Source organism: Acetobacter sp. DmW_136 (assembly GCF_008690365.1).
GTDB classification, from domain to species: domain Bacteria; phylum Pseudomonadota; class Alphaproteobacteria; order Acetobacterales; family Acetobacteraceae; genus Acetobacter; species Acetobacter oryzifermentans.
Map to the genome: position 1 here is coordinate 1 of NZ_VHON01000030.1, position 24,293 is coordinate 24,293.

Consider the following 24,293-nt stretch of genomic DNA (forward strand, 5'->3'; position numbering starts at 1 on the left):
GCTGGCCTGTGCCTGTGCCTGTGCCTGTGCCTGTGCCTGTGCCTGTGCCTGTGCCTGTGCCTGTGCCTGTGCCTGTGCCTGTGCCTGTGCTGTGGGCAGTGGGCGGCTGACAGGGGTTACAGAGGCCGCAGAAACAGGCGTGGTAGCGCTGGCGCTCTGCTGCGGCACAGGTGGAAGAATCAGATCTTGCATAAAATACAGCACACCGTTGGACTGCGGAATACCCGTAACCCATAGGTGAGACGTCATGCCCTGCCCATTACCAACAACAACTTGGCCAGACTGATTATCCACCCACGCGGAAAGCAACTGGCCATTCAAGGTAGGAAGCCCGACAGACTGGGTAGGAGAAGCCAGAGCAGCATGCTTGATTTTGGCCAGAGGCCAACGCCCTTTAACAATGGTGTAAGACAGCATTTCCTTGATAACAGCCGTATTATCCGGGCTTGTCAGTTTGTTGCCTGTTTGGGCGTTATAGGTTTCTAGTGCTGAATTCGGAATGCCAAAAACTGTAAATGGCCCACTCCGTTGTAAGGTGGTTAACAGGCCAGTTGTATTGAGCAGATGGGTGTAATCTGCCATTTCCAGAGAACTCGGGAGCGTATCCGACAGCGGGCGGTCACAAAAAGCCGGTGTTTCCGGGTTGGGGTAGGCAACCCGGCTATCTGGAGCGCTTTTTGGTTCTACCTCTCGGGTCTGGCTTGGTTTTGCAGGTGCGTAAGTGCGTGTGCCCGAAACTGTTGGCATCATGTACGAACAGGTTGAATTGGCAACTTTATACGTATCCTGCCGTGCGCGGCTTTGTGTGCAGCCGCCAAGCGCCAAGGCGGCAATGCCTATGGCTGCGGGTGCAAGCGCACGTGGGTTAAAGGCTGTTCTGTACAGAACACGCTTAAGGTGCATGGATGTCTCCCAAAAGATCATGCCGCTAAAAGAAAGACTGGCTTCATGAAGTAGAAGACTGCACCGGGCATACTCAGCACCCGTCTCCTCGCATTGTCCAGGCTGTTACAATACCGTTTACCAGTTCAAACGTAGTCTGGCAGGTATAGGTATAGGCTGTGCCCATGCCACCCCCCATACCGCCCCAGCCACCATCCCAACCGCCCATACCCCAGCCGGGGCCGTATCCGCCCCAGCCACCCCAGCCGCCATCCCATCCCCAACCGCTCATGGGCATGGTGTAATCGGTTTGCTGGTTGATATAAGCTAAAAAGGTGTGGTTACCGGAAACAAACTGCCGCGTGGGCACGCCAAATGTGCGCACTACATCAGTTGTTTGCTTGCCGATCATGGAATCAAGCTGGCGCCGTTCCTTTTTGCTAGGTACTTGGCAACCCGTTAGAGCCAGAGCGCCCAGCAGCAGGATAAATCTTTTATGCATCATGGCAGCTCTGGCTCCCGCCGGTAGTATTGTAACCGGGCATCATATGGATAAATGTTAAACAACATATTATGGTTGCGCCAAATGTTGCAGACTAACCGTTTATCCACAAGACGTTCTGTATACGTGTTGTGCCGCAAGCCAGCATAACCAGCCTGTCAAACCCCAGTGCAATGCCAGAGCAGGCAGGCATATGGGGCAGGGCGCTTAGCAGTTTTTCATCCACGGGCCATTCTGGACGGTTGGGGTACAGAGTTTGGCGCTGCTGGCGGTCGGCCTTAAAGCGGGCGCGTTGTTCTGTGGTGTCTGTTAGTTCTTCAAAAGCGTTCGCTAACTCCATGCCTGCGGCATAAAGTTCAAACCGTAGGGCAACGCGCGGGTCTTGTGGGCTTTTGCGCGCCAATGCGGCTTGGCTGGCAGGCCAATGGGTTAGAAAAGTGGGGCGTGTACGGCCAATGGCCGGTTCTATCCGCTCCATCAACAGGCGGAAAAAGAGGTCTTCCCACGTTTCCCCCTCACGCAATGTGCAGCTTGCTGCTTTTGCCAAGGCCTGTGCATTTCCTTCTGTGGGCAGCAGATCTACACCCGCATGGCGATGGAAAGCTTCTTGCATTGTAAGCCGCTCAAACGGCCCAGATATGCTCAGGCTATGGTCTGAATGCTGGAGAATCGGCGGCAACACCGCTTGCAAAAGGGCTTCGGTTTCATCCATCAGCCCTTCCAGTGTCATGTTGGGTTGGTACCATTCCAGCATGGTAAATTCGGGGGCATGGAGGTAACTGCCTTCTCCATTCCGCCAGACACGCGCAAACTGAAAAACAGGTAGCCCAGTGGCCGCCACAATACGCTTCATGGCAAATTCCGGGCTGGTGTGCAGGAACAGGTTTTGTTGCATGCCATCAGGGGTTTCCCGCACGGTATGGAAAGGTTGCAGGTGCACCTCTTCCCCCGGCGTGGGCACGGCGTAAGGTGTTTCCACTTCTACGCAGCCGCGAGATTCCAGAAAGGCACGCGTCCCGCGCCAAACCAGATTGCGGCGCAGCAGAAAAGGAAGCCGGTCAAGAATATGATCGGGGTCTTTTAGACCCGGATTGGGCTGAACAGTTGCAGAGTCTGACATGAGGGGAGTAGAGGCGTGACATGTCTTTCCCGGTCAAGCCCTCTTTTTCACGGCGCAAAACACTGCGCACCCCGGATGATCTGATAGCAGCCGGTTTGGTGCCTCCTCAACAGCATGAGATGCTGGACGATGTTGCCCAACATTATGCTACGGCCATTCCGCCAGCTTTTCTGGATTTAATCACCTCGCCGGATGATCCGATAGGCGTACAGGTTGTGCCTTCTGCGCAGGAATTGGAGATTGCACCAGAGGAGCGTTCCGACCCTATTGGTGATAATGCACTTTCACCCGTTCCCGGCATTGTGCATCGTTACGCAGATCGGGCGTTGCTGAAGCCCTTGTTGATTTGCCCGCTTTATTGCCGATTCTGTTTTAGGCGCGAGCATGTGGGGCCAGATGGCGGTGTGTTGGATGATGCCGCGTTGGAACAAGCACTGGAATGGCTGCGTACACATAAGCAGATTCGCGAAGTGATTCTAACGGGCGGAGATCCGCTTATGCTCTCTCCGCGTCGGCTTGGTCATATTGTAGCAGAGCTTTCACGCATGCCGCATGTCACGACCATTCGTGTGCATAGCCGCGTGCCCGTAGCGGATCCAGAGCGGGTAACAGACGCCTTGCTGGATGCGCTGGAAACAAACAAAGCTATGTGGATGGCCGTGCACATCAACCATGCGCGCGAGATGTCGGAACCTGCACGAGCATGCCTTAAGCGCATTGTGCGCAGGGGTATTCCGCTATTGGGGCAGTCTGTTTTGCTGCGTGGCGTGAATGATAGCGAACAGGCGCTGGAAGATCTGTTCCGTGCCATGGTGGAAACGCGCATGCGCCCGTATTACCTGCATCAGCTAGACCCAGCCCCCGGCACGGCACATTTTCATGTGCCGGTAGAGGAAGGGCAGCGCCTGCTTGCAGGATTGCGCGGACGTGTAACCGGTTTGGCATGGCCGCTTTATGTGCTGGATATTCCCGGAGGGTACGGCAAGGTGCCCTTGGGGCCTGAATACGTGCAAGGCCCGCAGCAGGTAAAAGACCCTAAGGGAGAAACCCACAAGCTGGACAGGCTATAGGCTTACTCGCCTATAGCTGCACCGCCGGGGTGGCGTCTGTCATACCCGCCAAAATAGGGCGGTGCCCCTGTGGTTTGGTCTGTTAAGCGCGGGCTACCGGCCAGAATACCCTCCGGTATGCCCCATGGTGCATGCGGGGCAAAATGATAGCCCTCATGCTCCAGCGTGCGCTCTACAGCCGAGGAGACTGCGCCGGATTCTATTTCCACCGCATCGGGCATCCACTGCTCGTGCAGGCGTGGCAGATCAATGGCCTGCTGGATATCTAAGCCATAATCCACAACGCCCAGAATAACAGACAGTACAATGGTAGGAATGCGAGAGCCACCGGGGCTGCCTATCACCATAATGGGTTTGCCATTGCGGGAGAGGATGGTGGGTGTCATGGAAGAAAGAGGCGTTTTGCCCGGAGCAATGGCATTGGCTGTGCTGCCGGGAATACCAAACATATTGGGCGCGCCGGGTTTGATGGAAAAATCATCCATCTCATCATTCATGAAGATGCCAGTGTTGCCACCAATCACTTTGGCCCCAAACCACCCGTTCAGTGTGTACGTGGTGGAAATGGCAAAACCATTTTTGTCCATGACAGAAAACTGAGTGGTTTCGGGTTTTTCGGCAGAGGCATCCCCGGCTTTCAAGGATGTAGAAGGCACGGCATGGTCTGTGGGGATATGTGTCCGTATTTCGGCTGCGTAGGCTGGGTCTAGCAAATGTTGGCTGGGGTTGGGCACAAAAGCTGGGTCACCCAAGTCACGCCTGTCAGAATAAGCGTGGCGCATGGCTTCAATCTCGCGCTGTAAAGCGGGAGCGGTATGCAAACCAAGGGTTTGCATGTTGTAGCCACCCAGAATGTTCAGCATTTCACACAACGCAACGCCACCCGCGCTTGGGGGTGGTGCGGTTTCTACCTCCAACCCACGATAATGACACGTTAGCGGAGGGAGTTCGCGCGGTGCATAATGTGCAAAATCCGCAAGGGTGAGGATGCCACCGTTTTTGCGAGAAGCTTTTACAATGGCGTGGGCAATGGGGCCTTTGTAAAAAGCATCTGCACCGTGGCGGGCAATCTGCTCAAGCGAGTGGGCGAGGTCTTTTTGTACCAGCTTGTCTCCCACCTGTAGGGGAGAGCCATTTGGGCGCAGAAAAATAGCCCGTGCGTAGGGGTCTTTACGAAATGCCTCAGTAGAGGTGTTCAGAAGCGCTACGTCTCCGGCTTCCAGCGCAAACCCTTCACGCGCAAGCCGAATGGCCGGGGCCAGCACGGCCTGACGCGGCAATTTGCCCCAGCGTTTATGCACTTCCTCCAGCCCCGCAACGGTGCCGGGAATGGCAACTGCTTTCCATCCTATTACGGATTGATCGGGCAGCACATTGCCATGCTCATCTAAAAACATAGTGGGGGTGGCGGCGGCAGGGGCTTTTTCCCGAAAATCCAGAAAAACGCTTTGCTGTTTGCCCGGTGCACGCAGCAGCATAAAGCCACCGCCCCCTAAATTGCCCGCAGCAGGGTAAACAACAGCCAGTGCATACCCCATAGCTACGGCGGCATCTGCGGCGTTGCCACCTTGGGCCAGAATGCGCGCGCCGGCTTCGGATGCAAGGCGTTGGGCAGAAACGGCCATGCCATGTGCCCCACGTGTAGGGGCTAAAGGTGGCAACTGGTCAGGCTGCGTTGTGCTGAATGCCAGCGGGTCTGGTGCAGATGCTACGGGTGCAGCAGCCCAGAGTGGCTGTATGGTAGTTGCCCCCACTCCCATACAAAGTACTGCCATCGCCACCAAACGGGACGGAAGGGAAGAACGCTGTATGTGAGCAGGCATAGGGGCTTATCCTTTTACGGGGTAGGGCGGGCAGGTATAACCGGCAGGAGAAAGGGTGAAGATTTCATACCCTTTTTCGGTTACGGCCAGCATATGTTCAAACTGGGCAGAAAGGGAGCGGTCGCGCGTAACGGCTGTCCATCCATCTTCCAGAATTTTCACATCTGCTTTGCCAATGTTCAGCATGGGTTCAATGGTAAACACCATGCCTGCCTTCAGCTTCATGCCCTCGCCGGGGCGGCCATAATGCAGGATGTTGGGCTCAGTATGAAAGGTCTGGCCAATGCCGTGGCCACAGAAGTCTTCCACAATGGAATAGCGGTGTTTTTCTGCATAGCTCTGGATGGCGTAGCCAATATCACCCAGCGTGGCGCCGGGGCGTACGGCTTCAATCCCGCGCATCATGCTTTCATAGGTTGCGGTAATCAGCTTAGCAGCTTTGATAGCAACCTTGCCCACCGTGTACATGCGGCTGCTATCGCCAAACCAGCCGTTCAGTTTTGGGGTGACATCAATGTTAACGATATCCCCTTCCTGCAGAACACGATCACCGGGAATGCCGTGGCACACAACATGGTTGACGGAAATGCAGCAGGCCTTGGGGTAACCACGATAATTCAGCGGGCCGGGTACGGCATCATGCGCCAGCGTGTATTCATGAATAATACGATCAAGTTCCCCAGTGGTAACGCCGGGTTTGACGTAAGGGGTAATCATATCCAGCGTAGAAGCTGCCAGACGCCCGGCAGCACGCAACATTTTAAAATCTTCTTCAGTATGCAGAATAATTCCGCCTCTGCCGGCCATAATTGCGCTCCCTAAATTTTGCAGGCGTTAAACGAGTCAGCCGCAAGATGGAGCCAGCAAGCAGCAAAGGCAACCCGCTTATGCTGCTGCGGATTGCCTAAGCAGAAAGAATCGGCAGAAAAAAACTTAGGTGTGGTTATGCGCTGTGCGGTGTTTGGCGGCACTTTTGGAAGATGTAGCCGTTGCAGGCCGCACCTTGGCGCCAATCAGCCGCACATGGTGGCCCCCAGAAACCGGCATGGCCAGCACGTGTCGGCCACGGCGTGTTGCAGGGGCTGAGGCCACTTCCACCACCCGGCGGTGGGCAGATGCTGCCATGATAAGGGCATGATGGTTGCGGGCTGTGCGTGTGCCAACCTGAGCGCGAGCTAGCATAAGAGGCCGTGCAACAGGGGCCACACCTTCTGCATCAAACCCACGGTCTAGCTGATTAGCCATAACTAATGAGCGTTGGGTATTGCTGGAAGCCCCCATCACCACGCCTACAAGCCGCACATTGTCGCGTATGGCGGAGGTCACTAGGTTGCGTCCGGCTTCCTGCGTGTAGCCGGTTTTCATGCCATCCGCCCCTGCATATACTTTCAGCATAGGGTTGTGGTTGGGAATGATCCGGCGGTGAAAGCTGAAATACGGCGTTGAAAAGTAGTGATAATATTCCGGAAAATCAGCAATCAGGCGGCGGCCCAAGGTGGATAAATCACGCGCGGTTGTCATCTGGTCTGGATCAGGTAGGCCAGAGGCATTGCGGAAGGTGGTGTTGCTCATGCCCAAGTAATGGGCCTGCTGTGTCATCATGGCGGCAAACTGAGGTTCGCTACCGCCACCAATCAGCTCGCCCAATGCGCAGGCAGCATCATTGGCGGATTTGGTAACAAGGGCCAGAATCGCTTGCTCAACAGTCAGATGGGAACCGGGAACCAATCCGAGTTTGGAAGGTTCCATAGTAGAAGCATGGATGGAAACGGGTACAGCTTGATCCAGTGAAATGGCACCAGCGCGCAGGGCGTTGAATGTCATGTAAAGGGTCATCAGCTTTGTCAGGCTGGCTGGATAGCGGCGGAGATCCGGATCATCTTGCGAAAGAACAGCGCCAGTGCGGGCATCTACCACAATAGAGCTTAACTGCCCCGCATACTGTGCATGTGCTTTACCGTAAGTGGCTGTGGTGCCAACGGCCAACCCTGCCAGCAGGCCAACCCATTTACGTAAAGAGGGCGCTTTTTTACGTTTCAGCTTGGGCAGCTTATTGTTTTCTGCCGTTGTTGCGTACCGCATGACTGTCCTGTTTGCCACTGCCACCCCCACCTGCTTCCTGCAGGGTTACTATTCCGTCTGCCGCTTAAGATCGCAAGCCCACGTCTGCATAAATCTGGAAAAATCCGAATCAGGGTTTCAGTTTTAGCGGCGTGGTAGTGTGTATATTTTCGTGTGTTCTGCCTATGTGGCACAAATATGGCAGTACACAGGGCAGAGCCACGTTATAAAGGTATGGCGTGGTATGCCCTCTTCCATATGGGGTTGCCGTAACCAATATGGTGGAAGATACAGCCCCATGATTTTGTCTGACCTGCTGCCGGAGTTTGCCCATAATGGTTCTGCATCGCGATCCTGTTTTGCATACGGGTAATGGGCCTTTGCGCCGTGGTGGAAGCACGGATTCTTCGGATGATGGTGCCGATATTGGCGTGGTGGTGCGGGCTAAGCCCAAAACCCGCAAGCCTGCCATGTACAAAGTGCTGATGCTGAATGATGATTACACCCCAATGGAATTTGTGGTGTACGTGCTCGAACGTTTTTTTCAGAAGAATCGGGAAGAGGCCACAGACATCATGCTGAACGTGCATCGGCGTGGCGTTGGGGTGTGTGGTGTGTTCACTTATGAAGTAGCAGAAACCAAGGTGGCGCAAGTTATGGATCTGGCGCGGCAAAACCAGCACCCACTACAGTGCACGATCGAAAAAGACTGATCACTTCTGCAACGTTATTGCTAAAAAACGGCATGGTACGCGTTTTTTACGCGGAATAAGACTCGCATTTCCTGAAGAAGCAGCCAAATATGATAACAAGGGCTGCGGGTATGGTGGGTAGCGTTGCTGCCGTGCCTGCAATGTCTGGGGAAAGGAGCGTCTCGTCATGTTGTCACGCAATCTCGAACAGACTCTACATCGGGCGCTCATTCTGGCCGGTGAACGGCATCATGAATACGCCACGCTTGAGCATCTGCTTCTTGCCCTGGTTGATGATGCGGACGCCGTTACGGTGTTCCGGGCGTGCGGGGTGGATCTGGATCGCCTGCGCACGGATCTGACAGGTTTTCTGGATAAGGATTTGGCTGGGCTGGCATCTGATCGGCCAACAGAACCAAAACCCACCGCCGCGTTCCAGCGCGTTATTCAGCGGGCTGCTATTCATGTGCAATCTACCGGGCGGGATGAGGTAACAGGTGCAAACGTGCTTGTGGCCCTGTTTGCAGAACGGGAAAGCCATGCGGTGTATTTCCTGCAATTGCAGGATATGACACGGCTGGATGCCGTTAACTTTCTGTCTCACGGTATTGCCAAAGCGCCGGATCGGTCTACGCGTCGCCCGGTAGCGGGTACGGAATCCAATGCAGAAAAGGGTGAAGAACCCGAACGGGCTGAAAGCAAAAGTCAGAAAGGCAATCAGGATGCGCTTTCTACTTATTGCGTCAATCTGAACGATAAGGCGATTGCCGGTAAGGTGGACCCGCTTATCGGGCGCGATACGGAAATTGAGCGCACCATCCAGATTTTGTGCCGCCGCACCAAGAACAACCCGCTTTATGTGGGGGACCCGGGTGTGGGTAAAACTGCCATTGCGGAAGGGCTTGCCCGCCGCATTGTGGAAGGTAACGTGCCGGAAGTGCTGCTGAAATCCACCATCTATTCGTTGGATATGGGCGCATTGCTGGCAGGCACACGTTACCGTGGTGATTTTGAAGAACGCCTGAAAGCTGTGGTGACAGAGCTGGATCAGGATCCGCACGCCATCTTGTTTATTGATGAAATCCACACCGTTATTGGTGCGGGTGCCACATCAGGCGGCGCGATGGATGCATCAAACCTGCTGAAACCAGCGTTGGCAGCGGGCACGCTGCGTTGCATCGGTTCTACAACTTACAAGGAATTCCGGCAGCACTTCGAAAAAGACCGTGCACTTGTGCGGCGCTTCCAGAAGATTGATGTGCCTGAACCCACCATTGATGATGCGGTGAAAATTCTGCGCGGCCTGAAAGGCAGCTACGAAAAACACCATAAAGTGCGTTACACGGAAGAAGCCATTCGCGCGGCAGTGGAACTGTCTGCCAAGTACATTCATGATCGCAAGTTGCCGGATAAGGCGATTGACGTGATTGATGAGGTAGGCGCTTCGCGCATGCTTCAGCCTGAAGGCCGCCGCCGCAAGACGGTGAACCTGAAGGATGTGGAAGATATTATCGCACGTATTGCCCGCATTCCACCCAAAAGCATTTCTGCGGATGACAAGGAAGTGCTGCGCTCTTTGGAACGCGATCTGAAAGGAATGGTGTTTGGGCAGGATCAGGCTATTGATGCCCTGTCTGCTGCCATCAAGCTGGCACGTGCTGGCCTGCGTGATGCAGAAAAGCCAATTGGTAACTACCTGTTCTCTGGCCCCACTGGGGTTGGTAAAACAGAAGTGGCCCGCCAGTTGGCAACGGCGCTGGGGATTGAGCTGGTTCGCTTCGATATGTCCGAATACATGGAGCGGCATTCTATCTCTCGTCTGCTGGGTGCGCCTCCGGGGTATGTTGGTTTCGATCAGGGCGGTTTGCTGACGGATGCTATTGATCAGCATCCACATGCAGTGCTGCTTTTGGATGAAATCGAAAAAGCACATCCCGATCTGTACAACGTATTGTTGCAGGTTATGGATAACGGAAAGCTGACGGATCATAACGGCAAGACGGTGGATTTCCGCAACGTCATCCTGATTATGACCACCAATGCTGGTGCATCGGATATGAGCAAGGAGGCCGTGGGCTTTGGCCGCCAGGTGCGTGAAGGTGAGGATGAAGAGGCCATTAAGCGCCTGTTCACACCAGAATTCCGCAACCGCTTGGATGCTATTATTCCGTTTGCACACCTTTCGCCTGAAATTGTGGGGCAGGTGGTTGAAAAATTTGTGCTTCAGTTGGAAGCACAGTTGGCAGACCGCAACGTAACCATCGAATTGTCTTCCGCTGCCAAGGAATGGCTGGCAGAGCGCGGGTATGACAGGTTGTATGGTGCACGGCCTTTGGGGCGCGTTATTCAGGAATCCATCAAGAAGCCGCTGGCCGAAGAACTGTTGTTCGGCAAGTTGGCAAAGGGTGGAGCTGTAAAAATTGGCCTGAAGAACGGTGAGTTGGCGTTTGATATTGTTGAAAGCAGCGGTGGCTCTTCCAGCAATGGGGAAGATACCCACGGCAGCGAACATGAGGAAGAAGCAACGGGCTAATTGAGCTTAAGCCACGTGCGTAAATAACAGCAGGGCCGCCAGAAAATATCTGGCGGCCCTGTTTGTATATGCTGTGTGAGTTTGAAAAAAGATCAGTCGTATTTTGTGCCGTTAACTGTAACGGAACCCGGAATTGGCCAAGATTTGCCAGTGCCACGGTGTGTCCAGTCAATGCCCTGCTTACGGTAGGAATCGTAATAGTAACGGCCTACTACTTCCACTTGGTCTCCCTTATTGACCCACGGCCATGATGGCGTGTGCATTTCATCCAGATTGGTTACAATCCGGATAGAAATGTTGGGCGCGACTGTTACGTAAAAATATCCATGCCATCCACTGCGGGTGTGGCGCGCTTTGGGGCTTACAGCGCGTACGGTGCCGCAGATATGGACGGGCGTATCCCCTTTGGCGCCACCGTTTTCATAGTCCTGCTGTTTGCTCAGAAAATCCTGATTGTTGCAGGTTGCGGGCATAGAGGATGCAGCAGGAGCTTCCTGCTTCCATCCCCATCGCGCTTGCGCAGGGGAGGAAAGGAAAGAGGCTGCCAAACCCGTAAGGCCTGCCAGCATAAGAGCGGGAAAACGTGAAGATGTCATGAAAATTCAGTTCTGTGGTGTGGGGATCTGGCCTTTTTCAGCCAGAAGATGGGCGCGGTAATCATCCAAAAAGTGCTCAACCTCTGGCACGGGTTTGGGTGTAACCTGATGCAGATTTCTAAGGGCGCGAATAATGGTGCCAATAACTACAAGGCGCGCATACCATTTGTGGTTGGAAGGCACGATAATCCACGGTGCATAAGGGCGTGCTGTTTCAGCAATAGCATCCTGATAAGCTGTGGCATATTCTTTCCAAAACTCGCGCTCCCTTAAATCGGAAGGGGAGAATTTCCAGCGCTTTTCCGGAATATCCAGCCGGGCCAGCAGGCGTTTACGCTGCTCTTCGGGTGAGATGTTCAGGAAAAACTTAAGAACCACAGTGCCCTGTCGGCTCAGATAATGTTCCAGATGGCGGATATCGCTAAAGCGGCCCTGCCAGAACTCGGGGGTATTTACATCTCCAGTGAGATGGGCATTCTGGAGCAATTCCGGGTGCACGCGGGTTACCAGCACATCTTCGTACTGGCTGCGGTTGAAAATAACAATCCGCCCTGCCTGCGGTGCCGCAGCATGGATACGCCATAAAAAACCGTGCTGAAGCTCAGTAGGGCCGGGTTGTTTGAAGGATGTTACGGAAACCCCCTGAGGGTTCACGCCAGACATCACATGTTTGATAGTACCATCTTTGCCCGCGGCATCCATGCCTTGCAAAATAATCAGCAGGGAATGGGTCTGGTTGGCGTAAAGAAGTTCCTGCAATATTTGCAAAAGACTTTTGACTTTGCGTAGCAGAAGTTTTCCATCTGCTTTTGTCAGGCCCAGATTGCCATCATCGTTCGGATTGTGCGCGCTCAGCTTGAACTTGCTGCCGTCCGTAACATGATAGCTGTCTAGCGCATCCAGAAAGCGCGAAAGGGTATTCATGCTATAATTGCCTTACAAAATATTTGCCCTTCACGAATTGCGGTGGGGCATATGTCAGTCATAAAGGCAGGTTCAATCTTGTCAAAAAAAGAGGCGCTTCTCATATTCTCACTATGAAATCCGTAAATTCTTCTATTCCTGTGCAATCCGAGCCAGAAGAGGCACAATCTCTTGCAGGTATGTTGCTGGTTGCTTCCCCCATGTTGGCGCAAACACCTTTTGCTCAGAGTGTGATTTATGTATGCGCACATGCGCCAGATACTGGCACCATGGGGCTTGTGGTGAACAAACGTTTGGCAGTGGCTAGCTTTGATGAGCTACTCACCCAGCTTGATATCCAGCCCATGCCTCCGGTTAGGCGAATTGGTTTGTGCGCAGGGGGGCCGGTAGATGCCGGACGTGGCCTTGTGTTGCATTCCGCTGAATGGGAAGGGGAGAATAGCCTGAGTGTCAGCCCAAATATTGCCCTGACAGGTAGCGTAGACGTTCTGAAGGAAATTGCCGCAGGCAAAGGCCCGCAAGAAGCTCTGTTGGCTATGGGCCATGCCAGTTGGACAGCCGGGCAGCTTGAAGAGGAAATTCTTCAGCAAGATGCGTGGCTGGTGGCACCCGCCACGCGGGATATTATATTTGGAAGTGACCATGCAGCCAAGTGGCGGCGTGCCTTGGCTTCTATCAATATTGATCCATTGCGCCTGAGCGGGCAGGTGGGACATGCCTGATGGCAGGCGCGACTGCTGCTTTAAGATCAAAGAGATCGTGATTGGTCAGACAAGGCAGGTTCCACAGGTTTTCTCGCCCAACGCCAAGATGTAATACCTTGCCGGGCCAGTTCACGGTGCATGACCATAATGGGCCATTTACCCGCACCTTCATAACTGCCCATTCCATCCGGGGCGGAAAGTCTTTTGGCCAAGGCTTCCACAAGGGTTACGGAGCGATGCCGCCCGCCCGAACATCCAATAGCAATGGTGGCGTATTTCTTGCCTTCCTGCACAAAGCGCGGCAGCACCAGTTGCAGCATGGCGTGAATTTGGTTCAGGAATGTCAGGTAATCGCGGTCTTCTGCCACATATTCCGCTACATCAGCATCCAGCCCGGTTTTGGGGGCCAGTTCGGGCACATAATGCGGGTTACGTAAAAAACGGGCATCAAACACAATATCGGCTTCCCGCGGCAGGCCCGCAGGATAAGCGAAGGACATTAAAGCTACGGTAAGGCCTTCCTGTGCGCCACCAGTCCAAGGGCTGAAGCGGCTTTCTACAAACTGGCGCAGTTCTGGCGGGGGCATATCTGTTGTATCAATTACCAGATCAGCCGCAGCCCGTAGGGGAGCAGTTAGGGCTATTTCTTCTTCAATGCCTTCTTTAATGCTGCCGTGCGGTGCCAGCGGATGGCGGCGGCGTGTTGCCGTGTAGCGGCGTAACAGCACGCTTTCATCTGCTGTGGCATAAATCAGTTCAACACGCAGGTGCGGGTTCATGCGCAGGCGGGCCATGGCTTCCAACACGGCGGAAGCATCAAACCCACGGGTGCGAGAATCTACCCCAATGGCAACCGGGCGTTCTGCACGGGCTACAATATCATCCAACATTCCAAGTGGTGGATTGTCGATAACTTCGTGTTCCAGATCTTCCAGAATCCGCAGGATGGAGGATTTGCCCGCCCCAGATAGGCCGGACACCAGCAGAATGCGGCGTGGTGCAGGCGTATCATCTGCCGTAACCATGAACGGCTTTTCCTCTCCATCTTGAGGCTGGCAGGTGCTGGTTGATAATGCACAAAAATGCCAGAACCCGGAATCAGCCAGTAAACCTGTTAAGCGCTTTGCTGCGCCACTTTACTGCAGTTTGACCCGTTGTGAGAAGGCATTATCCTCAAGGCAGGCATCACTTCGTAACACATCGTTGCGTTTTGTGACGTAAAACAAGGCGTTTGTTACGAAAGAGAAAATTGCGGTTCGCTCCTTCTTGCCCTACGTCCTGACATTATCATGACGCAAAAACAACAGGCAGATAGGGCTTTGGTGAAACAGCATATACCACATCTTAAACATATAACGGGTGGATTTGTTCTTTCAGGCATAACGGCTCCGCATATCAAGGGGCTGGATATGGCAGAGCAGTGCCGTGCGGCGCTGGAGCAGGGGGTAGAGCTTCTGGCCAAGCAGGGGCATGCCTTGCATGATGTCACCCATATTCTCTGCACAGTTGCTGATGCTGAAAACTTTCCTTCCTGTTTCCCTGTTTTCAGGCAGTTTTTTCCTTCTATTTCCCCCATCATGACACTGATGTGGCTGAAGGATGCACCATCTTCCCAACCCAAAATTATTTTTGAACTGGTTGTGCAGGAAGAAGTGACAGAGGTGCAGGAAGAAGATTACGCCTTCTGAATGCACCCAGTTTTGCCAAGCTAACGGGTTACAATAACCCGTGGAAGCTGAATGGTAAAACAGGCCCCAATAACCTGCCCACTCTGGTTGTGCAGATTATCAACAGAAATCGTGCCATGCAGGGCTTCTATAATCTGCCGACTGATAGAAAGCCCCAGACCTGAGTGTTGGCCAAAATTTTCATTCTTTGGGCGCTCAGAATAAAAGCGGTCAAAAATCGAATCCAGTTTGGCTTGTGGAATACCCGGCCCTTCATCCGCCACAGAAATGGTGACCATCTTGCCCGTTGGCAGAGCCGAAAGGGTAATGTGGCCATTGGGCGGAGAAAAGGAAATGGCATTGCCAATCAGGTTGCGCAAAACCTGTACAAGCCGGTCTTCCACAGCCAGAACTTCCAAGGGGCTTTCTGGGCTATCACCTTGTACATTGGTGTGCACAATGGGTTGTCCCTCCTGCCGGGTGGCCTGCTGAATTTCCGCCAGAACAGAAAGCAGCGGCGCAATGGCAACAGGTTCAGCCTTTGCGCGAGACATTTCTGCATCCAGACGGCTGGCGTCTGAAATATCGGTAATCAGCCGATCCAGCCTGCGCACATCATCATTGATAATGGTGAGTAGGCGGCGTTGCTGGTTCAGGTCTTCAATACGCAGTAGTGTTTCAATAGCCGAGCGGATGGAGGACAGCGGATTTTTGATTTCGTGGCTAACATCGGCGGCAAAGCGCTCAATGGCGTCCATCCGCTTCCACAATGCTTGCGCGCTGGCTTGCAGGGCACGTGCCACATCGCCAATTTCATCACGCCGGGCCAGCAGTCGTGCGGGCACGGTGCCAGTGCGGCCTGTTGCATCACGCATAACTTGTGCCGAAGCCGCCAGCCGCAACAATGGCCGCGCAATGGTGAGAGAGAGGTACCACGAGAGCAGTACCGTCAGCACAAGCGCCATGAGAAAAACGGATAGAATGGAAGACCGAATGGCAAACAGGGAACGATCAACCTGCGAGGCCACGCGGGTAAGCTGAATAATGCCAATGGTGCTGCCATCGTGCATGACGGGTTCAGCCACCGTAATAATTAGGCGCCCGCGTGCGGTGCGCCGGATATAAGGCGGGGCTTCCAATGGAGGAGGAGGCGGAGCGCCTTTTGTTCCGATGGTCGTGCCAGAGGGCCGGGCGGGAATATCTTCCTCATCCGTATTCAGTGTGACAATGCCCGAATTATGGTTTCCCCATAACCACGTGAGGAACCGTTCATAAATGCCGGGCTGCGTGGCCGGAGGAAAAGGAATGGTTTTGACATGCTGCTCATTGCGCGGTGTGGCTGGGGCGGGCTCTGCCGTTTCGGGCCAGTCTGCCAGATTGTCAGCCACAAGGCGGCCATCCGGGCCAAACAGGCGGGCATGGGCGTTGGGGCTTGGTTCTGTAAGCCGCAGCAGCAGTGGGCGGGCCAGAGATTCTTCCAACACATAGCCACGGTCTTGCGGGTTAGCGGCGTGGGGGTGCGTGGTGCGTACGGCACTTTGCCCTAGTGCACCCGCATAAATTCGGGCCTGTTCACGCAGGGCCGTTACTTCTGTTGCCAGAAGGCCGTTCCGAAACTGGTTAAGAAACAGAATGGTAACGCCCAACAGGGCAATAGGCAGAATGTTAACCAGCAAGACCCGCCGCATCAGCGGAGAAACCAGCCGTGTGCGTGAGGCCTGATAAGCCGCTGTGGCTTCTATGCTGCCTTTGCGGGGTTTGTTACCCGGCATGGACAGATAATGCAGGCCACCAATGCGGCCTGCCAGCGCCTTGAAAAAAGAAGGGGCGGGCTGGCTGGTCATGAACCGTGATCAGTCTTCCCGATATCGGTAACCGATACCGTACAGAGTTTCGATCTGGTTGAACTCGTCATCCACCTGGCGGAATTTTTTACGCACACGCTTGATATGGCTGTCTATGGTGCGGTCATCCACATACACGGTGTCACCATATGCGGCATCAATTAGCTGATCGCGGGATTTTACCAGCCCCGGCCGTTGGGCCAGTGTTTTTACCAGCAGAAATTCCGTTACGGTTAGGGGAACATCTTCCCCTTTCCATGTGCATTTGTGGCGCAGCTCATCCAAGGAGAGGTTGCCACGCACCAGCGCACCACCCGTTGGCTCACCATTGGCTTCTGCACGGCTCACTTCATTCCGGCGCAACAGGGCGCGAATGCGCTCTAGCAGCAAGCGTTGGGAGAACGGCTTGGTGATGTAATCATCCGCCCCAAGGCGCAGGCCCATAAGCTGGTCAACTTCCTCGTTTTTAGAGGACAGGAAAATGACAGGCAGGTTGGAGCGGGTGCGCAAGCGTTGCAGAAGTTCCATGCCGTCCATGCGGGGCATTTTGATATCCAGCACTGCCAGATCAACCGGGTAGGCCGTTAAACCCTGCAGCGCCGATTCGCCATCTGTATATGTGCGAACATTGAAGCCTTCTGCCTCCAGTGTCATCTGCACCGATGTCAGGATATTGCGGTCATCATCCACCAGCGCAATTGTCTGCTTGGTGCGCTCTGTCATTGTTTGCGTTGTCCTTCCCTGCTGCCATGCGAGCAAGCCCTGTAGACTAGGCCCTGCCATCCTATCCTGCCAAGGGCCCCTGTCCAGAATCGGCCAGCTTTTTTCAGCATTGTGTTGTTAGGGCATAAAATCATGCGCATGGCAGGGGTGGCGGGTCTTGTCGGCAGCGTTTGTGTTGCTTACTTCAAAAGGCATGACCCACGATACAGATCCCACACAGGTCGAAACGCCGGCAGCACAGCCGGCCCCGGCCGAGCAGACGGCTCCGGAACACGAAGCTGCTGCTGAAGCTGCGCAGAACGGTCAGGCAGAAGGCCCGGAAGCGCGTATTCACGAACTTGAGCAAAGCGTTGCCGAATTTAAGGAAAAGTGGCTGCGTTCAGAGGCTGAAAACCAGAACCTGCGCGCCCGTGCCAAGCGTGATCTGGATGATGCCCGCCAGTACGCCGTGCAAAAATTTGCGCGTGACGTTGTGGAAGCCGCAGAAAACCTGCGTCGTGCGCTGGCCAGCCTGCCGCCTGCGCAGGAAGGCGAAGATTCTGTGCTGACCAAAATGCGTGAAGGCATTGAAAGCACAGAACGCTCCTTCATTTCTATTCTGGAGCGCCACGGCATCAAGTGTGATGATCCGGCAGGTAAGCCGTTTGATGCCAACCTGCATCAGGCGATGGCAGAACAGCCGAGTGCTGAGCACGAACCCGGCACGGTCATGCAGGCTTGGACGCCAACATGGACGCTGCACGGGCGTTTGCTTAAGCCAGCTATGGTGGTGGTTGCCAAAGCTTCCTGATCCGGAGGTTACGGCATGGCGGGCAGGTAAAAAATCCTGCCCGCCAAGGTGTTTTCCCTTCTTGAAAAAGAGAAAACGCCACCATACATCAGGTTTATCATTCAGGCCTGCTTCCATACCCCAATTAAGGGCAGAGCAGGCGGGTAAATGAAAGCAAGGGCCTTTTCTGGTGCTTCGGGCCAGATGGGGTCGCTGAAAGGGAATATATAATGAGTAAAGTTATTGGTATCGACCTTGGTACGACCAACTCCTGCGTTGCAGTGCGTGAAGGTAACGAAACAAAGGTTATCGAAAACAGCGAAGGCGCCCGCACCACCCCGTCTATGGTGGCTTTTACCGAAGGTGGTGAAATGCTGGTGGGGCAGGCTGCAAAACGTCAGGCAGTTACCAACCCGTCTAACACTTTCTACGCTGTGAAGCGTCTGATCGGGCGTCGTTTTGATGATCCGACAGTCCAGAAAGACAAGGAAATGGTGCCCTACGCCATCGTTCAGGGCGATAATGGCGATGCATGGGTTGAGGCGCGCGGCAAAAAATATGCCCCCTCACAGATTTCCGCCTTCGTTCTGGGCAAGATGAAGGAAACGGCTGAATCCTATTTGGGTGAAAAAGTTTCTCAGGCTGTTATCACGGTTCCGGCTTACTTTAACGATGCCCAGCGTCAGGCCACCAAGGATGCAGGTAAGATTGCTGGCCTTGAAGTACTGCGTATCATCAACGAACCCACAGCGGCTGCTTTGGCTTACGGGCTGGAAAAGAAAAGCGGTGGCACCGTGGCTGTGTATGACCTTGGTGGTGGCACGTTTGACGTTTCCGTTCTGGAAATTTCTGATGGCGTGATCGAAGTGAAGTCCACCAACGGTGATACGTTCCTGGGTGGTGAAGACTTTGATAACCGCATCATCGGCTATCTGGCAGACGAGTTCAAACGCGAACAGGGTATTGATCTGCGGTCTGACAAGCTGGCTCTGCAGCGTCTGAAAGAAGCAGCAGAAAAAGCCAAGATCGAGCTGTCTTCCTCCAAGGAAACAGAAATCAACCTGCCGTTCATCACGGCTGATGCATCTGGCCCGAAACACCTTGTTCTGAAGCTGACTCGCGCCAAGCTGGAAAGCCTTGTGGACGATCTGGTGCAACGTACGCTGGAACCCTGTAAGGCAGCGCTGAAGGATGCTGGCCTGTCTGCTTCTCAGATTGACGAAGTCATTCTGGTTGGCGGTATGACCCGTATGCCTAAGGTTATCGAAACGGTTAAAGGCTTCTTTGGTAAGGACCCTGCCCGTAACGTGAACCCCGATGAAGTTGTGGCCATTGGTGCTGCTATTCAGGGTGCCGTTCTGAAGGGTGATGTTAAAGACGTTCTTCTGCTGGACGTAACCCCGCTTTCTCTGGGTATTGAAACGCTGGGTGGTGTGTTCACCCGTCTGATCGACCGCAACACAACCATCCCGACCAAGAAGAGCCAGGTGTTCTCCACGGCGGAAGATAACCAGAACGCCGTGACCATTAAGGTCTATCAGGGCGAACGCGAAATGGCAGCTGACAACAAGCTGCTGGGTAACTTCGATCTTACGGGTATTCCCGCAGCACCGCGTGGCGTGCCGCAGATTGAAGTGACCTTCGATATCGATGCCAACGGCATTGTGTCTGTGTCTGCTAAGGATAAGGCAACCGGTAAGGAACAGCAGATCAAAATCCAGGCTTCTGGTGGTCTGTCCGATACCGATATCGACAAGATGGTGAAAGACGCTGAAGCGAATGCTGAAGCCGATAAAGCCAAGCGTGAGCAGGTAGAACTGCGTAACAATGCCGAAGCTCTGGTGCATCAGACTGAAAAGTCTCTGACCGAAGCTGGTGACAAGGTTCCGGCTGCTGAAAAGAGCGAAGCAGAAAGCGCCATTGCTGCCGTTAAGGCCGCTATGGAAGGCACAGATGCAGAAGCTCTGAAAAGCGCAACCGAACGCCTGACACAGGCAGCCATGAAAGTGGGTGAAGCCGCTTATAAGGCTGGTCAGGCTGGTGAAGCAGCTCCGGAAGCCGAAGCTGCAAAGCCGGACGAAAAAGAGATCGTTGACGCTGACTTTGAAGACGTGAACGACAGCAAGAAGTCCTGATCGGACGCTATGCACAAGGGTGACTATGTGACAAACATAGTCACCCTTTACTTTATTTCTGGCGTCCGCGCTTCATTGTAAGGCGGGCGCTTTTTGTTGTTTCGGACAAATGCTGTGCTCATGCTTTAGAGGCAGCCCCCGATAAGAGGACTTCCATGGCCACTCAGCTCGATTACTACGCAATTCTTGAAGTTTCCCGAACCGCCACGGCTGATGAACTCAAGAAATCCTATCGCAAGCTGGCCATGAAGTATCATCCCGATCGGAACCCGGGGGATGATGCGGCAGAAGCCAAGTTCAAAGAAATCAACCAAGCTTACGATATTCTGAAGGACGAACAAAAACGCGCTGCGTATGACCAGTACGGCCATGCCGCGTTTGAAGGCGGTGGCCCTGGCCCCGGCGGGTTTGACTTTAGCGGTGGTTTTGGTGCCGGTGGTCTGGGCGATATTTTCGAACAGATGTTTGGTGACGTGATGGGCGGCCGCCGTGGTGGCCGTGCCCGCACCGGCAACGATATCCAGACCCATGTTGAAATCACGCTGGAAGAAGCTTTTGCTGGCGTAAAGAAAGATGTGCGGGTGATTACCCGCGTGGCGTGCGAATCCTGCCACGGCACGGGCTCTAACGATGGCGCATCGGGCGTTGAAGTTTGCCCAAGCTGCCACGGTGCAGGCAAGGTGCGGGCGCAGCAGGGCTTTTTTGTTGTGGAACGCCCATGCCCAACCTGTCATGGCGCAGGCAAAGTGGTGAAAAACCCCTGTAAGGTTTGCCACGGTGAAGGCACCATAGAAAAAGAACGCACGGTTGAAGTGCAGATTCCTGCCGGTGTGGAAGATGGCACCCGCATTCGCCTTTCTGGCGAAGGAGAAGCTGGGGGCAATGGTGTGCCGCCGGGTGATCTCTATATTCATATTTCCATAGACGAACACAGTATCTTCCAGCGCGATGGTGCCAATATTTATTGCCGCGTGCCGTTGCGCATGGCGCAGGCTGCTTTGGGCACAGAAATTGAAGTGCCCGTTATTGATGGTTCTCGCACCAAGGTAAAAGTTCCGGCTGGCACGCAAACTGGCGCGCATTTCCGCCTGCGGGGCAAAGGGTTCTCTGTTCTGCGTTCCACAGCCCGTGGCGATATGTACATTCAGGTAACGGTGGAAACACCGCAGAACCTCAGCAAGCGCCAGCGTGAACTGTTGGAAGAATTTGAAAAAGAAGCCGGTGAGGATGTGAAGCAAAGCCCAGAACATACGGGCTTCTTCCGCCGCGTGCGGGACTTTTTTGAAGGGAAGGAATAAGCGCTCATGCGTATCGGTATTGCAGGCATAACGGGGCGCGTGGGCCGTCTTTTGGTAGAAGAAGTGCAGGCCGCAGGGGCAACCCTTTCTGGTGGCACAACACGCAAGCCGGAAGCAGCAAGCGGTTTGCCGCAAGGCGTGGCGCTGTTTAAGGATATGGCGGAGCTTGCAGCCAACAGCGATGTGGTGATTGATTTCACCCATGCGGATACGGTTATCCCTAACGCGCAGGCGCTGGCCGCAGCAGGCACCGCATGGGTGTTGGGCACAACTGGCCTTTCAGCAGAGCAACAGACTGCCGTGAACAAAGCCGCGGAAAAAATTGCTGTGGTGCATGCCGCCAATTATTCTCCCGGTGTTACATTAGTGCAGCGTTTGGCGCAGATGATGGCACGTGCCCTGCCAGCAGACTCCTACGATGCTGAAATTGTGGAAATGCATCATCGGCAAAAGGTGGATGCCCCCTCTGGCACAGCCTTGGCTATTGGTGAGGCCGTAGCGCAGGGCCGCGGTGTTAATCTGGCGGATGTGCGCGAAAGTGGGCGTGATGGCCATACCGGCCCCCGCAAGGAAGGAGCCATTGGCTTTGCGGCCCTGCGTGGCGGGCAGATTGTGGGCGAACATGAAGTATTGTTCACATCCGCAGATGAACAGATCGTTTTGGGGCATCGCGCCTTTGACCGGCGCATTTTTGCCACGGGTGCCGTGCGTGCCGCCAAGTGGGTAAAAGGGCACAAACCCGGCCTTTACAGCATGGAAGATGTGCTGGGGCTGCCTCCGCTCTAATGCCAGCCTAAAGGGGCGGGCAGTGTCCGCCCCGCGTTGGGCGCAAGGCTGAAAACGGCGTTTCTGGCTGGCCTGTTTGGCCAATACTCTTGACCGCTGCTTTCTATCCCTTCATACGACCTCGTCCCCCTTTTTTAGGGCGGGCATCTGTTTCCTTTTTCACAGTGCGTGGGGCAAACGGCACCATCATGCGTAAAGACGGCGATTTTCTGTTTACTTCGGAGTCTGTTTCCGAAGGCCATCCCGATAAAGTTGCTGACCGGATCAGCGATACCGTTCTGGACGCTTATCTTGCGGCAGATCCGGAAGCCCGCGTTGCCTGTGAAACGCTGGTAACCACCAATCGCATCATTCTTGCGGGTGAAGTGCGTGGCCCATCTTCCGTAACATCGGACAAGCTGATTGAACTGGCGCGTGAAGCTGTCAAAGATATCGGTTACGATCAGGAAGGTTTCTCCTGGCGTCATGCGGAAGCTGCGAATTACCTGCATGCTCAGTCTGCCGATATTGCGGTAGGCGTTGATAGCGCAGGTGAGAAAGATGAAGGCGCAGGCGATCAGGGGATCATGTTCGGGTATGCCTCGAACGAAACCGATATCCTTATGCCAGCCCCAATCTACTACGCGCACCGCATTCTGCATGAAATGCGTGATCTGCGCCGTGCGGGTGACCCGATTGTAGCTGGCCTACAGCCGGATGCCAAAAGCCAGGTAACCCTGCGCTACGTAAATGGCCGCCCGGTTGGTGCGACTTCTGTCGTCATCTCCACCCAGCATGATGAAGGCATCAATCAGGAAGAACTGCGTGGCCGTCTGGGCCAGGTGGTTAAGAATGTGCTGCCCGAAGGTTGGGTACCGCCGGAAAAAGAATTCTACGTCAACCCCACGGGTGTGTTCGTTATTGGCGGCCCGGATGGTGACTGCGGGCTAACAGGCCGTAAGATTATTGTGGACACCTATGGTGGTGCAGCCCCGCATGGTGGTGGCGCATTCTCCGGTAAGGACCCCACGAAGGTTGACCGTTCGGCAGCGTATGCCTGCCGTTATCTGGCCAAAAACGTTGTGGCCGCTGGCTTGGCAGATCGTTGCACCATTCAGCTTTCCTACGCTATTGGCGTGTCTCATCCACTGTCCGTCTATGTGGATCTGGATGAAACCGGCAAGGATGTGGATGAAAACCGTCTGGGTGCAGTGCTGCGTGAAGTTATGGATCTTACCCCGCGCGGTATCCGTAAGCACCTGCGCCTGAACCGTCCGATTTATGCTGTTACATCTGCTTATGGCCACTTTGGCCGCCAGCCGGATGCTAAGCTGGACACCTTTACGTGGGAACAGACCGATCTGGTTGATGCCCTGCGTAGCGCGCTAAACCGCTAAGTTTAGGGCGTTCTGTTCATGGCGGAGGCTAAAGGTTCGGCTGAAAATGGTCAGCCTGTGGTAACAGATGTTAAACCCCCGCCAGAGCGGCTGTATGGCCGCCAGCGTGGGCATCCGTTGCGCCCCCGTCAGGAACGGCTGCTGGATGAAACCCTGCCGCGTATGCGTTTTCCGCTAGAGCGCGCGGCAGATCCGGCTTCTGTTTTCGGCCATCAGCCGGAGCAGATCTGGTTTGAGGTTGGCTTTGGTGGTGGTGAGCACGTGCTTGCCCAAACCAATGCACATCCCGAAGTGGGGTATATTGCCTCCGAAGTTTTCCATAATGGTTTGTGCTCCCTGTTAAGCCGCCTTGTGCCGGTAGGGGAGGAAGCAACTGCACCCGTACCAGATATGCTGCGGTTGTGGGATGATGATGCCCGGCAAGTGCTGAATGTGTTGCCCGATGCGTGTCTGGACAGGTTGTTCCTGATGTTTCCAGATCCGTGGCCCAAGGCACGCCATGCCAAGCGGCGCTTTGTGCATCCGCAAAATGTAGCGCTGGCTGCCCGTGTGCTTAAGCCCGGAGCAGTATGGCGCGTTGCCAGTGATGATCCTACCTATCAGGCATGGGTGCAGGAAGTTATGGCTGCTCAAAATTACTTTGAAGCGCCCGCACCCGTTTTAACCCGGCCAGAAGGTTGGTTTCCCACCCGGTACGAGGCTAAGGCCATTGCCGCTGGCCGACAGCCTATGTACTGGACATTTACCCGCCGCTAAGGCGGGTTTTGTCGTTTTTCACCCTCGGTTGA

Annotated in this window: 22 protein-coding genes; 11 read left to right on the forward strand and 11 right to left on the reverse strand. The window is 54.5% G+C overall.

All coding sequences use genetic code 11. The features are described from left to right. The 3 genes from FKW31_RS10390 to epmA form a co-directional block, all read right to left on the reverse strand. A partial coding sequence (locus FKW31_RS10390) for a fasciclin domain-containing protein (protein ID WP_150178518.1) occupies positions 1–924 on the reverse strand: 924 nt, incomplete at its 3' end. 52 nt (positions 925–976) lie between these two features. Then, entirely contained in the window at positions 977–1,387 is a 411-nt protein-coding gene (locus tag FKW31_RS10395) for a hypothetical protein (protein ID WP_006116827.1), read from the reverse strand. A gap of 91 nt (positions 1,388–1,478) precedes the next feature. Beyond that, on the reverse strand, positions 1,479–2,504 hold the full coding sequence (gene epmA / locus FKW31_RS10400) for an EF-P lysine aminoacylase EpmA (RefSeq protein WP_006116828.1): 1,026 nt from the start codon (positions 2,502–2,504) through the stop codon (positions 1,479–1,481). A gap of 20 nt (positions 2,505–2,524) precedes the next feature. Between epmA and FKW31_RS10405 the strand changes: the two genes are divergently transcribed. After that, complete coding sequence (locus FKW31_RS10405; protein WP_006116829.1) at positions 2,525–3,574, forward strand: lysine-2,3-aminomutase-like protein; 1,050 nt, start codon at positions 2,525–2,527, stop codon at positions 3,572–3,574. A 2-nt stretch (positions 3,575–3,576) separates the two neighbouring features. Here FKW31_RS10405 and ggt read toward each other — a convergent pair whose 3' ends face one another. The 3 genes from ggt to FKW31_RS10420 form a co-directional block, all read right to left on the reverse strand. After that, positions 3,577–5,397, reverse strand: coding sequence for a gamma-glutamyltransferase (gene ggt, locus FKW31_RS10410; protein WP_150178519.1), 1,821 nt, complete (start codon positions 5,395–5,397; stop codon positions 3,577–3,579). A 6-nt stretch (positions 5,398–5,403) separates the two neighbouring features. Further along, the gene (map, locus tag FKW31_RS10415; protein WP_063353396.1) at positions 5,404–6,204 is read right to left on the reverse strand and encodes a type I methionyl aminopeptidase; all 801 of its coding nucleotides are present in this window, start codon (positions 6,202–6,204) and stop codon (positions 5,404–5,406) included. A gap of 126 nt (positions 6,205–6,330) precedes the next feature. Further along, positions 6,331–7,479 (reverse strand): D-alanyl-D-alanine carboxypeptidase family protein, encoded by a 1,149-nt coding sequence (locus tag FKW31_RS10420; protein ID WP_150178520.1) that lies wholly within the window; start codon positions 7,477–7,479, stop codon positions 6,331–6,333. Positions 7,480–7,793: 314 nt separating this feature from the next. Here FKW31_RS10420 and clpS point away from each other — a divergent pair, with 314 nt between their 5' ends. Continuing rightward, positions 7,794–8,171, forward strand: a complete 378-nt coding sequence (clpS, locus tag FKW31_RS10425; RefSeq protein ID WP_081461458.1) for an ATP-dependent Clp protease adapter ClpS — start codon at positions 7,794–7,796, stop codon at positions 8,169–8,171. Between the two features lie 166 nt (positions 8,172–8,337). Continuing rightward, positions 8,338–10,683 (forward strand): ATP-dependent Clp protease ATP-binding subunit ClpA, encoded by a 2,346-nt coding sequence (gene clpA, locus FKW31_RS10430; protein WP_006116834.1) that lies wholly within the window; start codon positions 8,338–8,340, stop codon positions 10,681–10,683. Positions 10,684–10,775: 92 nt separating this feature from the next. Here the strand turns inward: clpA and FKW31_RS10435 are convergent, their stop codons facing one another. Together FKW31_RS10435 and FKW31_RS10440 are read right to left on the reverse strand one after the other, a co-directional pair. Then, complete coding sequence (locus tag FKW31_RS10435; RefSeq protein ID WP_006116835.1) at positions 10,776–11,279, reverse strand: DUF3465 domain-containing protein; 504 nt, start codon at positions 11,277–11,279, stop codon at positions 10,776–10,778. A gap of 6 nt (positions 11,280–11,285) precedes the next feature. Next, a complete protein-coding gene (locus FKW31_RS10440; protein WP_006116836.1) occupies positions 11,286–12,203 on the reverse strand; it encodes a polyphosphate kinase 2 family protein in 918 nt (305 codons plus the stop codon). A gap of 113 nt (positions 12,204–12,316) precedes the next feature. On the opposite strand from FKW31_RS10440, the gene FKW31_RS10445 reads away from it, so the two are divergent. After that, positions 12,317–12,925 carry a YqgE/AlgH family protein gene (locus FKW31_RS10445; protein ID WP_150178521.1) on the forward strand — a complete coding sequence of 203 codons (609 nt, stop codon included), beginning with the start codon at positions 12,317–12,319 and terminating at the stop codon, positions 12,923–12,925. Positions 12,926–12,951: 26 nt separating this feature from the next. Here FKW31_RS10445 and rapZ read toward each other — a convergent pair whose 3' ends face one another. Beyond that, a complete protein-coding gene (gene rapZ, locus FKW31_RS10450) occupies positions 12,952–13,932 on the reverse strand; it encodes an RNase adapter RapZ (RefSeq protein WP_063353398.1) in 981 nt (326 codons plus the stop codon). Positions 13,933–14,196: 264 nt separating this feature from the next. On the opposite strand from rapZ, the gene FKW31_RS10455 reads away from it, so the two are divergent. Beyond that, complete coding sequence (locus FKW31_RS10455) at positions 14,197–14,595, forward strand: RidA family protein (RefSeq protein WP_063353399.1); 399 nt, start codon at positions 14,197–14,199, stop codon at positions 14,593–14,595. Between the two features lie 20 nt (positions 14,596–14,615). On the opposite strand, the gene FKW31_RS10460 is transcribed toward FKW31_RS10455, so the two are convergent. Both FKW31_RS10460 and FKW31_RS10465 read right to left on the reverse strand, forming a co-directional pair. Beyond that, entirely contained in the window at positions 14,616–16,418 is a 1,803-nt protein-coding gene (locus FKW31_RS10460) for an ATP-binding protein (RefSeq protein WP_006116840.1), read from the reverse strand. A gap of 9 nt (positions 16,419–16,427) precedes the next feature. Next, a complete protein-coding gene (locus FKW31_RS10465; RefSeq protein ID WP_003623821.1) occupies positions 16,428–17,141 on the reverse strand; it encodes a response regulator transcription factor in 714 nt (237 codons plus the stop codon). A 193-nt stretch (positions 17,142–17,334) separates the two neighbouring features. Here FKW31_RS10465 and FKW31_RS10470 point away from each other — a divergent pair, with 193 nt between their 5' ends. The 6 genes from FKW31_RS10470 to FKW31_RS10495 all read left to right on the forward strand — a co-directional run bounded on the left by FKW31_RS10470 (position 17,335) and on the right by FKW31_RS10495 (position 24,261). Next, complete coding sequence (locus tag FKW31_RS10470) at positions 17,335–17,931, forward strand: nucleotide exchange factor GrpE (protein ID WP_035351211.1); 597 nt, start codon at positions 17,335–17,337, stop codon at positions 17,929–17,931. A gap of 209 nt (positions 17,932–18,140) precedes the next feature. Beyond that, on the forward strand, positions 18,141–20,045 hold the full coding sequence (gene dnaK / locus FKW31_RS10475) for a molecular chaperone DnaK (RefSeq protein ID WP_006116843.1): 1,905 nt from the start codon (positions 18,141–18,143) through the stop codon (positions 20,043–20,045). A gap of 155 nt (positions 20,046–20,200) precedes the next feature. Further along, positions 20,201–21,343: a molecular chaperone DnaJ gene (gene dnaJ, locus FKW31_RS10480; RefSeq protein WP_006116844.1), complete on the forward strand. Its 1,143-nt coding sequence runs from the start codon at positions 20,201–20,203 to the stop codon at positions 21,341–21,343. Positions 21,344–21,349: 6 nt separating this feature from the next. After that, complete coding sequence (gene dapB, locus FKW31_RS10485) at positions 21,350–22,129, forward strand: 4-hydroxy-tetrahydrodipicolinate reductase (RefSeq protein ID WP_006116845.1); 780 nt, start codon at positions 21,350–21,352, stop codon at positions 22,127–22,129. A gap of 188 nt (positions 22,130–22,317) precedes the next feature. Then, on the forward strand, positions 22,318–23,505 hold the full coding sequence (gene metK / locus FKW31_RS10490) for a methionine adenosyltransferase (RefSeq protein ID WP_150178522.1): 1,188 nt from the start codon (positions 22,318–22,320) through the stop codon (positions 23,503–23,505). Positions 23,506–23,523: 18 nt separating this feature from the next. After that, positions 23,524–24,261, forward strand: coding sequence for a tRNA (guanosine(46)-N(7))-methyltransferase TrmB (locus tag FKW31_RS10495; RefSeq protein WP_006116847.1), 738 nt, complete (start codon positions 23,524–23,526; stop codon positions 24,259–24,261). The last annotated feature ends 32 nt before the right edge of the window (positions 24,262–24,293 follow it).

Bases quoted from the DNA above. Each gene is read 5' to 3' on its own strand.
- FKW31_RS10395 (WP_006116827.1), bottom strand. From the start codon at position 1,387: ATGATGCATAAAAGATTTATCCTGCTGCTGGGCGCTCTGGCTCTAACG.
- epmA (WP_006116828.1), bottom strand. From the start codon at position 2,504: ATGTCAGACTCTGCAACTGTTCAGCCCAATCCGGGTCTAAAAGACCCC.
- FKW31_RS10405 (WP_006116829.1), top strand. From the start codon at position 2,525: ATGTCTTTCCCGGTCAAGCCCTCTTTTTCACGGCGCAAAACACTGCGC.
- ggt (WP_150178519.1), bottom strand. From the start codon at position 5,397: ATGCCTGCTCACATACAGCGTTCTTCCCTTCCGTCCCGTTTGGTGGCG.
- map (WP_063353396.1), bottom strand. From the start codon at position 6,204: ATGGCCGGCAGAGGCGGAATTATTCTGCATACTGAAGAAGATTTTAAA.
- FKW31_RS10420 (WP_150178520.1), bottom strand. From the start codon at position 7,479: ATGCGGTACGCAACAACGGCAGAAAACAATAAGCTGCCCAAGCTGAAA.
- clpS (WP_081461458.1), top strand. From the start codon at position 7,794: ATGGTTCTGCATCGCGATCCTGTTTTGCATACGGGTAATGGGCCTTTG.
- clpA (WP_006116834.1), top strand. From the start codon at position 8,338: ATGTTGTCACGCAATCTCGAACAGACTCTACATCGGGCGCTCATTCTG.
- FKW31_RS10435 (WP_006116835.1), bottom strand. From the start codon at position 11,279: ATGACATCTTCACGTTTTCCCGCTCTTATGCTGGCAGGCCTTACGGGT.
- FKW31_RS10440 (WP_006116836.1), bottom strand. From the start codon at position 12,203: ATGAATACCCTTTCGCGCTTTCTGGATGCGCTAGACAGCTATCATGTT.
- FKW31_RS10445 (WP_150178521.1), top strand. From the start codon at position 12,317: ATGAAATCCGTAAATTCTTCTATTCCTGTGCAATCCGAGCCAGAAGAG.
- rapZ (WP_063353398.1), bottom strand. From the start codon at position 13,932: ATGGTTACGGCAGATGATACGCCTGCACCACGCCGCATTCTGCTGGTG.
- FKW31_RS10455 (WP_063353399.1), top strand. From the start codon at position 14,197: ATGACGCAAAAACAACAGGCAGATAGGGCTTTGGTGAAACAGCATATA.
- FKW31_RS10460 (WP_006116840.1), bottom strand. From the start codon at position 16,418: ATGACCAGCCAGCCCGCCCCTTCTTTTTTCAAGGCGCTGGCAGGCCGC.
- FKW31_RS10465 (WP_003623821.1), bottom strand. From the start codon at position 17,141: ATGACAGAGCGCACCAAGCAGACAATTGCGCTGGTGGATGATGACCGC.
- FKW31_RS10470 (WP_035351211.1), top strand. From the start codon at position 17,335: ATGACCCACGATACAGATCCCACACAGGTCGAAACGCCGGCAGCACAG.
- dnaK (WP_006116843.1), top strand. From the start codon at position 18,141: ATGAGTAAAGTTATTGGTATCGACCTTGGTACGACCAACTCCTGCGTT.
- dnaJ (WP_006116844.1), top strand. From the start codon at position 20,201: ATGGCCACTCAGCTCGATTACTACGCAATTCTTGAAGTTTCCCGAACC.
- dapB (WP_006116845.1), top strand. From the start codon at position 21,350: ATGCGTATCGGTATTGCAGGCATAACGGGGCGCGTGGGCCGTCTTTTG.
- metK (WP_150178522.1), top strand. From the start codon at position 22,318: ATGCGTAAAGACGGCGATTTTCTGTTTACTTCGGAGTCTGTTTCCGAA.
- FKW31_RS10495 (WP_006116847.1), top strand. From the start codon at position 23,524: ATGGCGGAGGCTAAAGGTTCGGCTGAAAATGGTCAGCCTGTGGTAACA.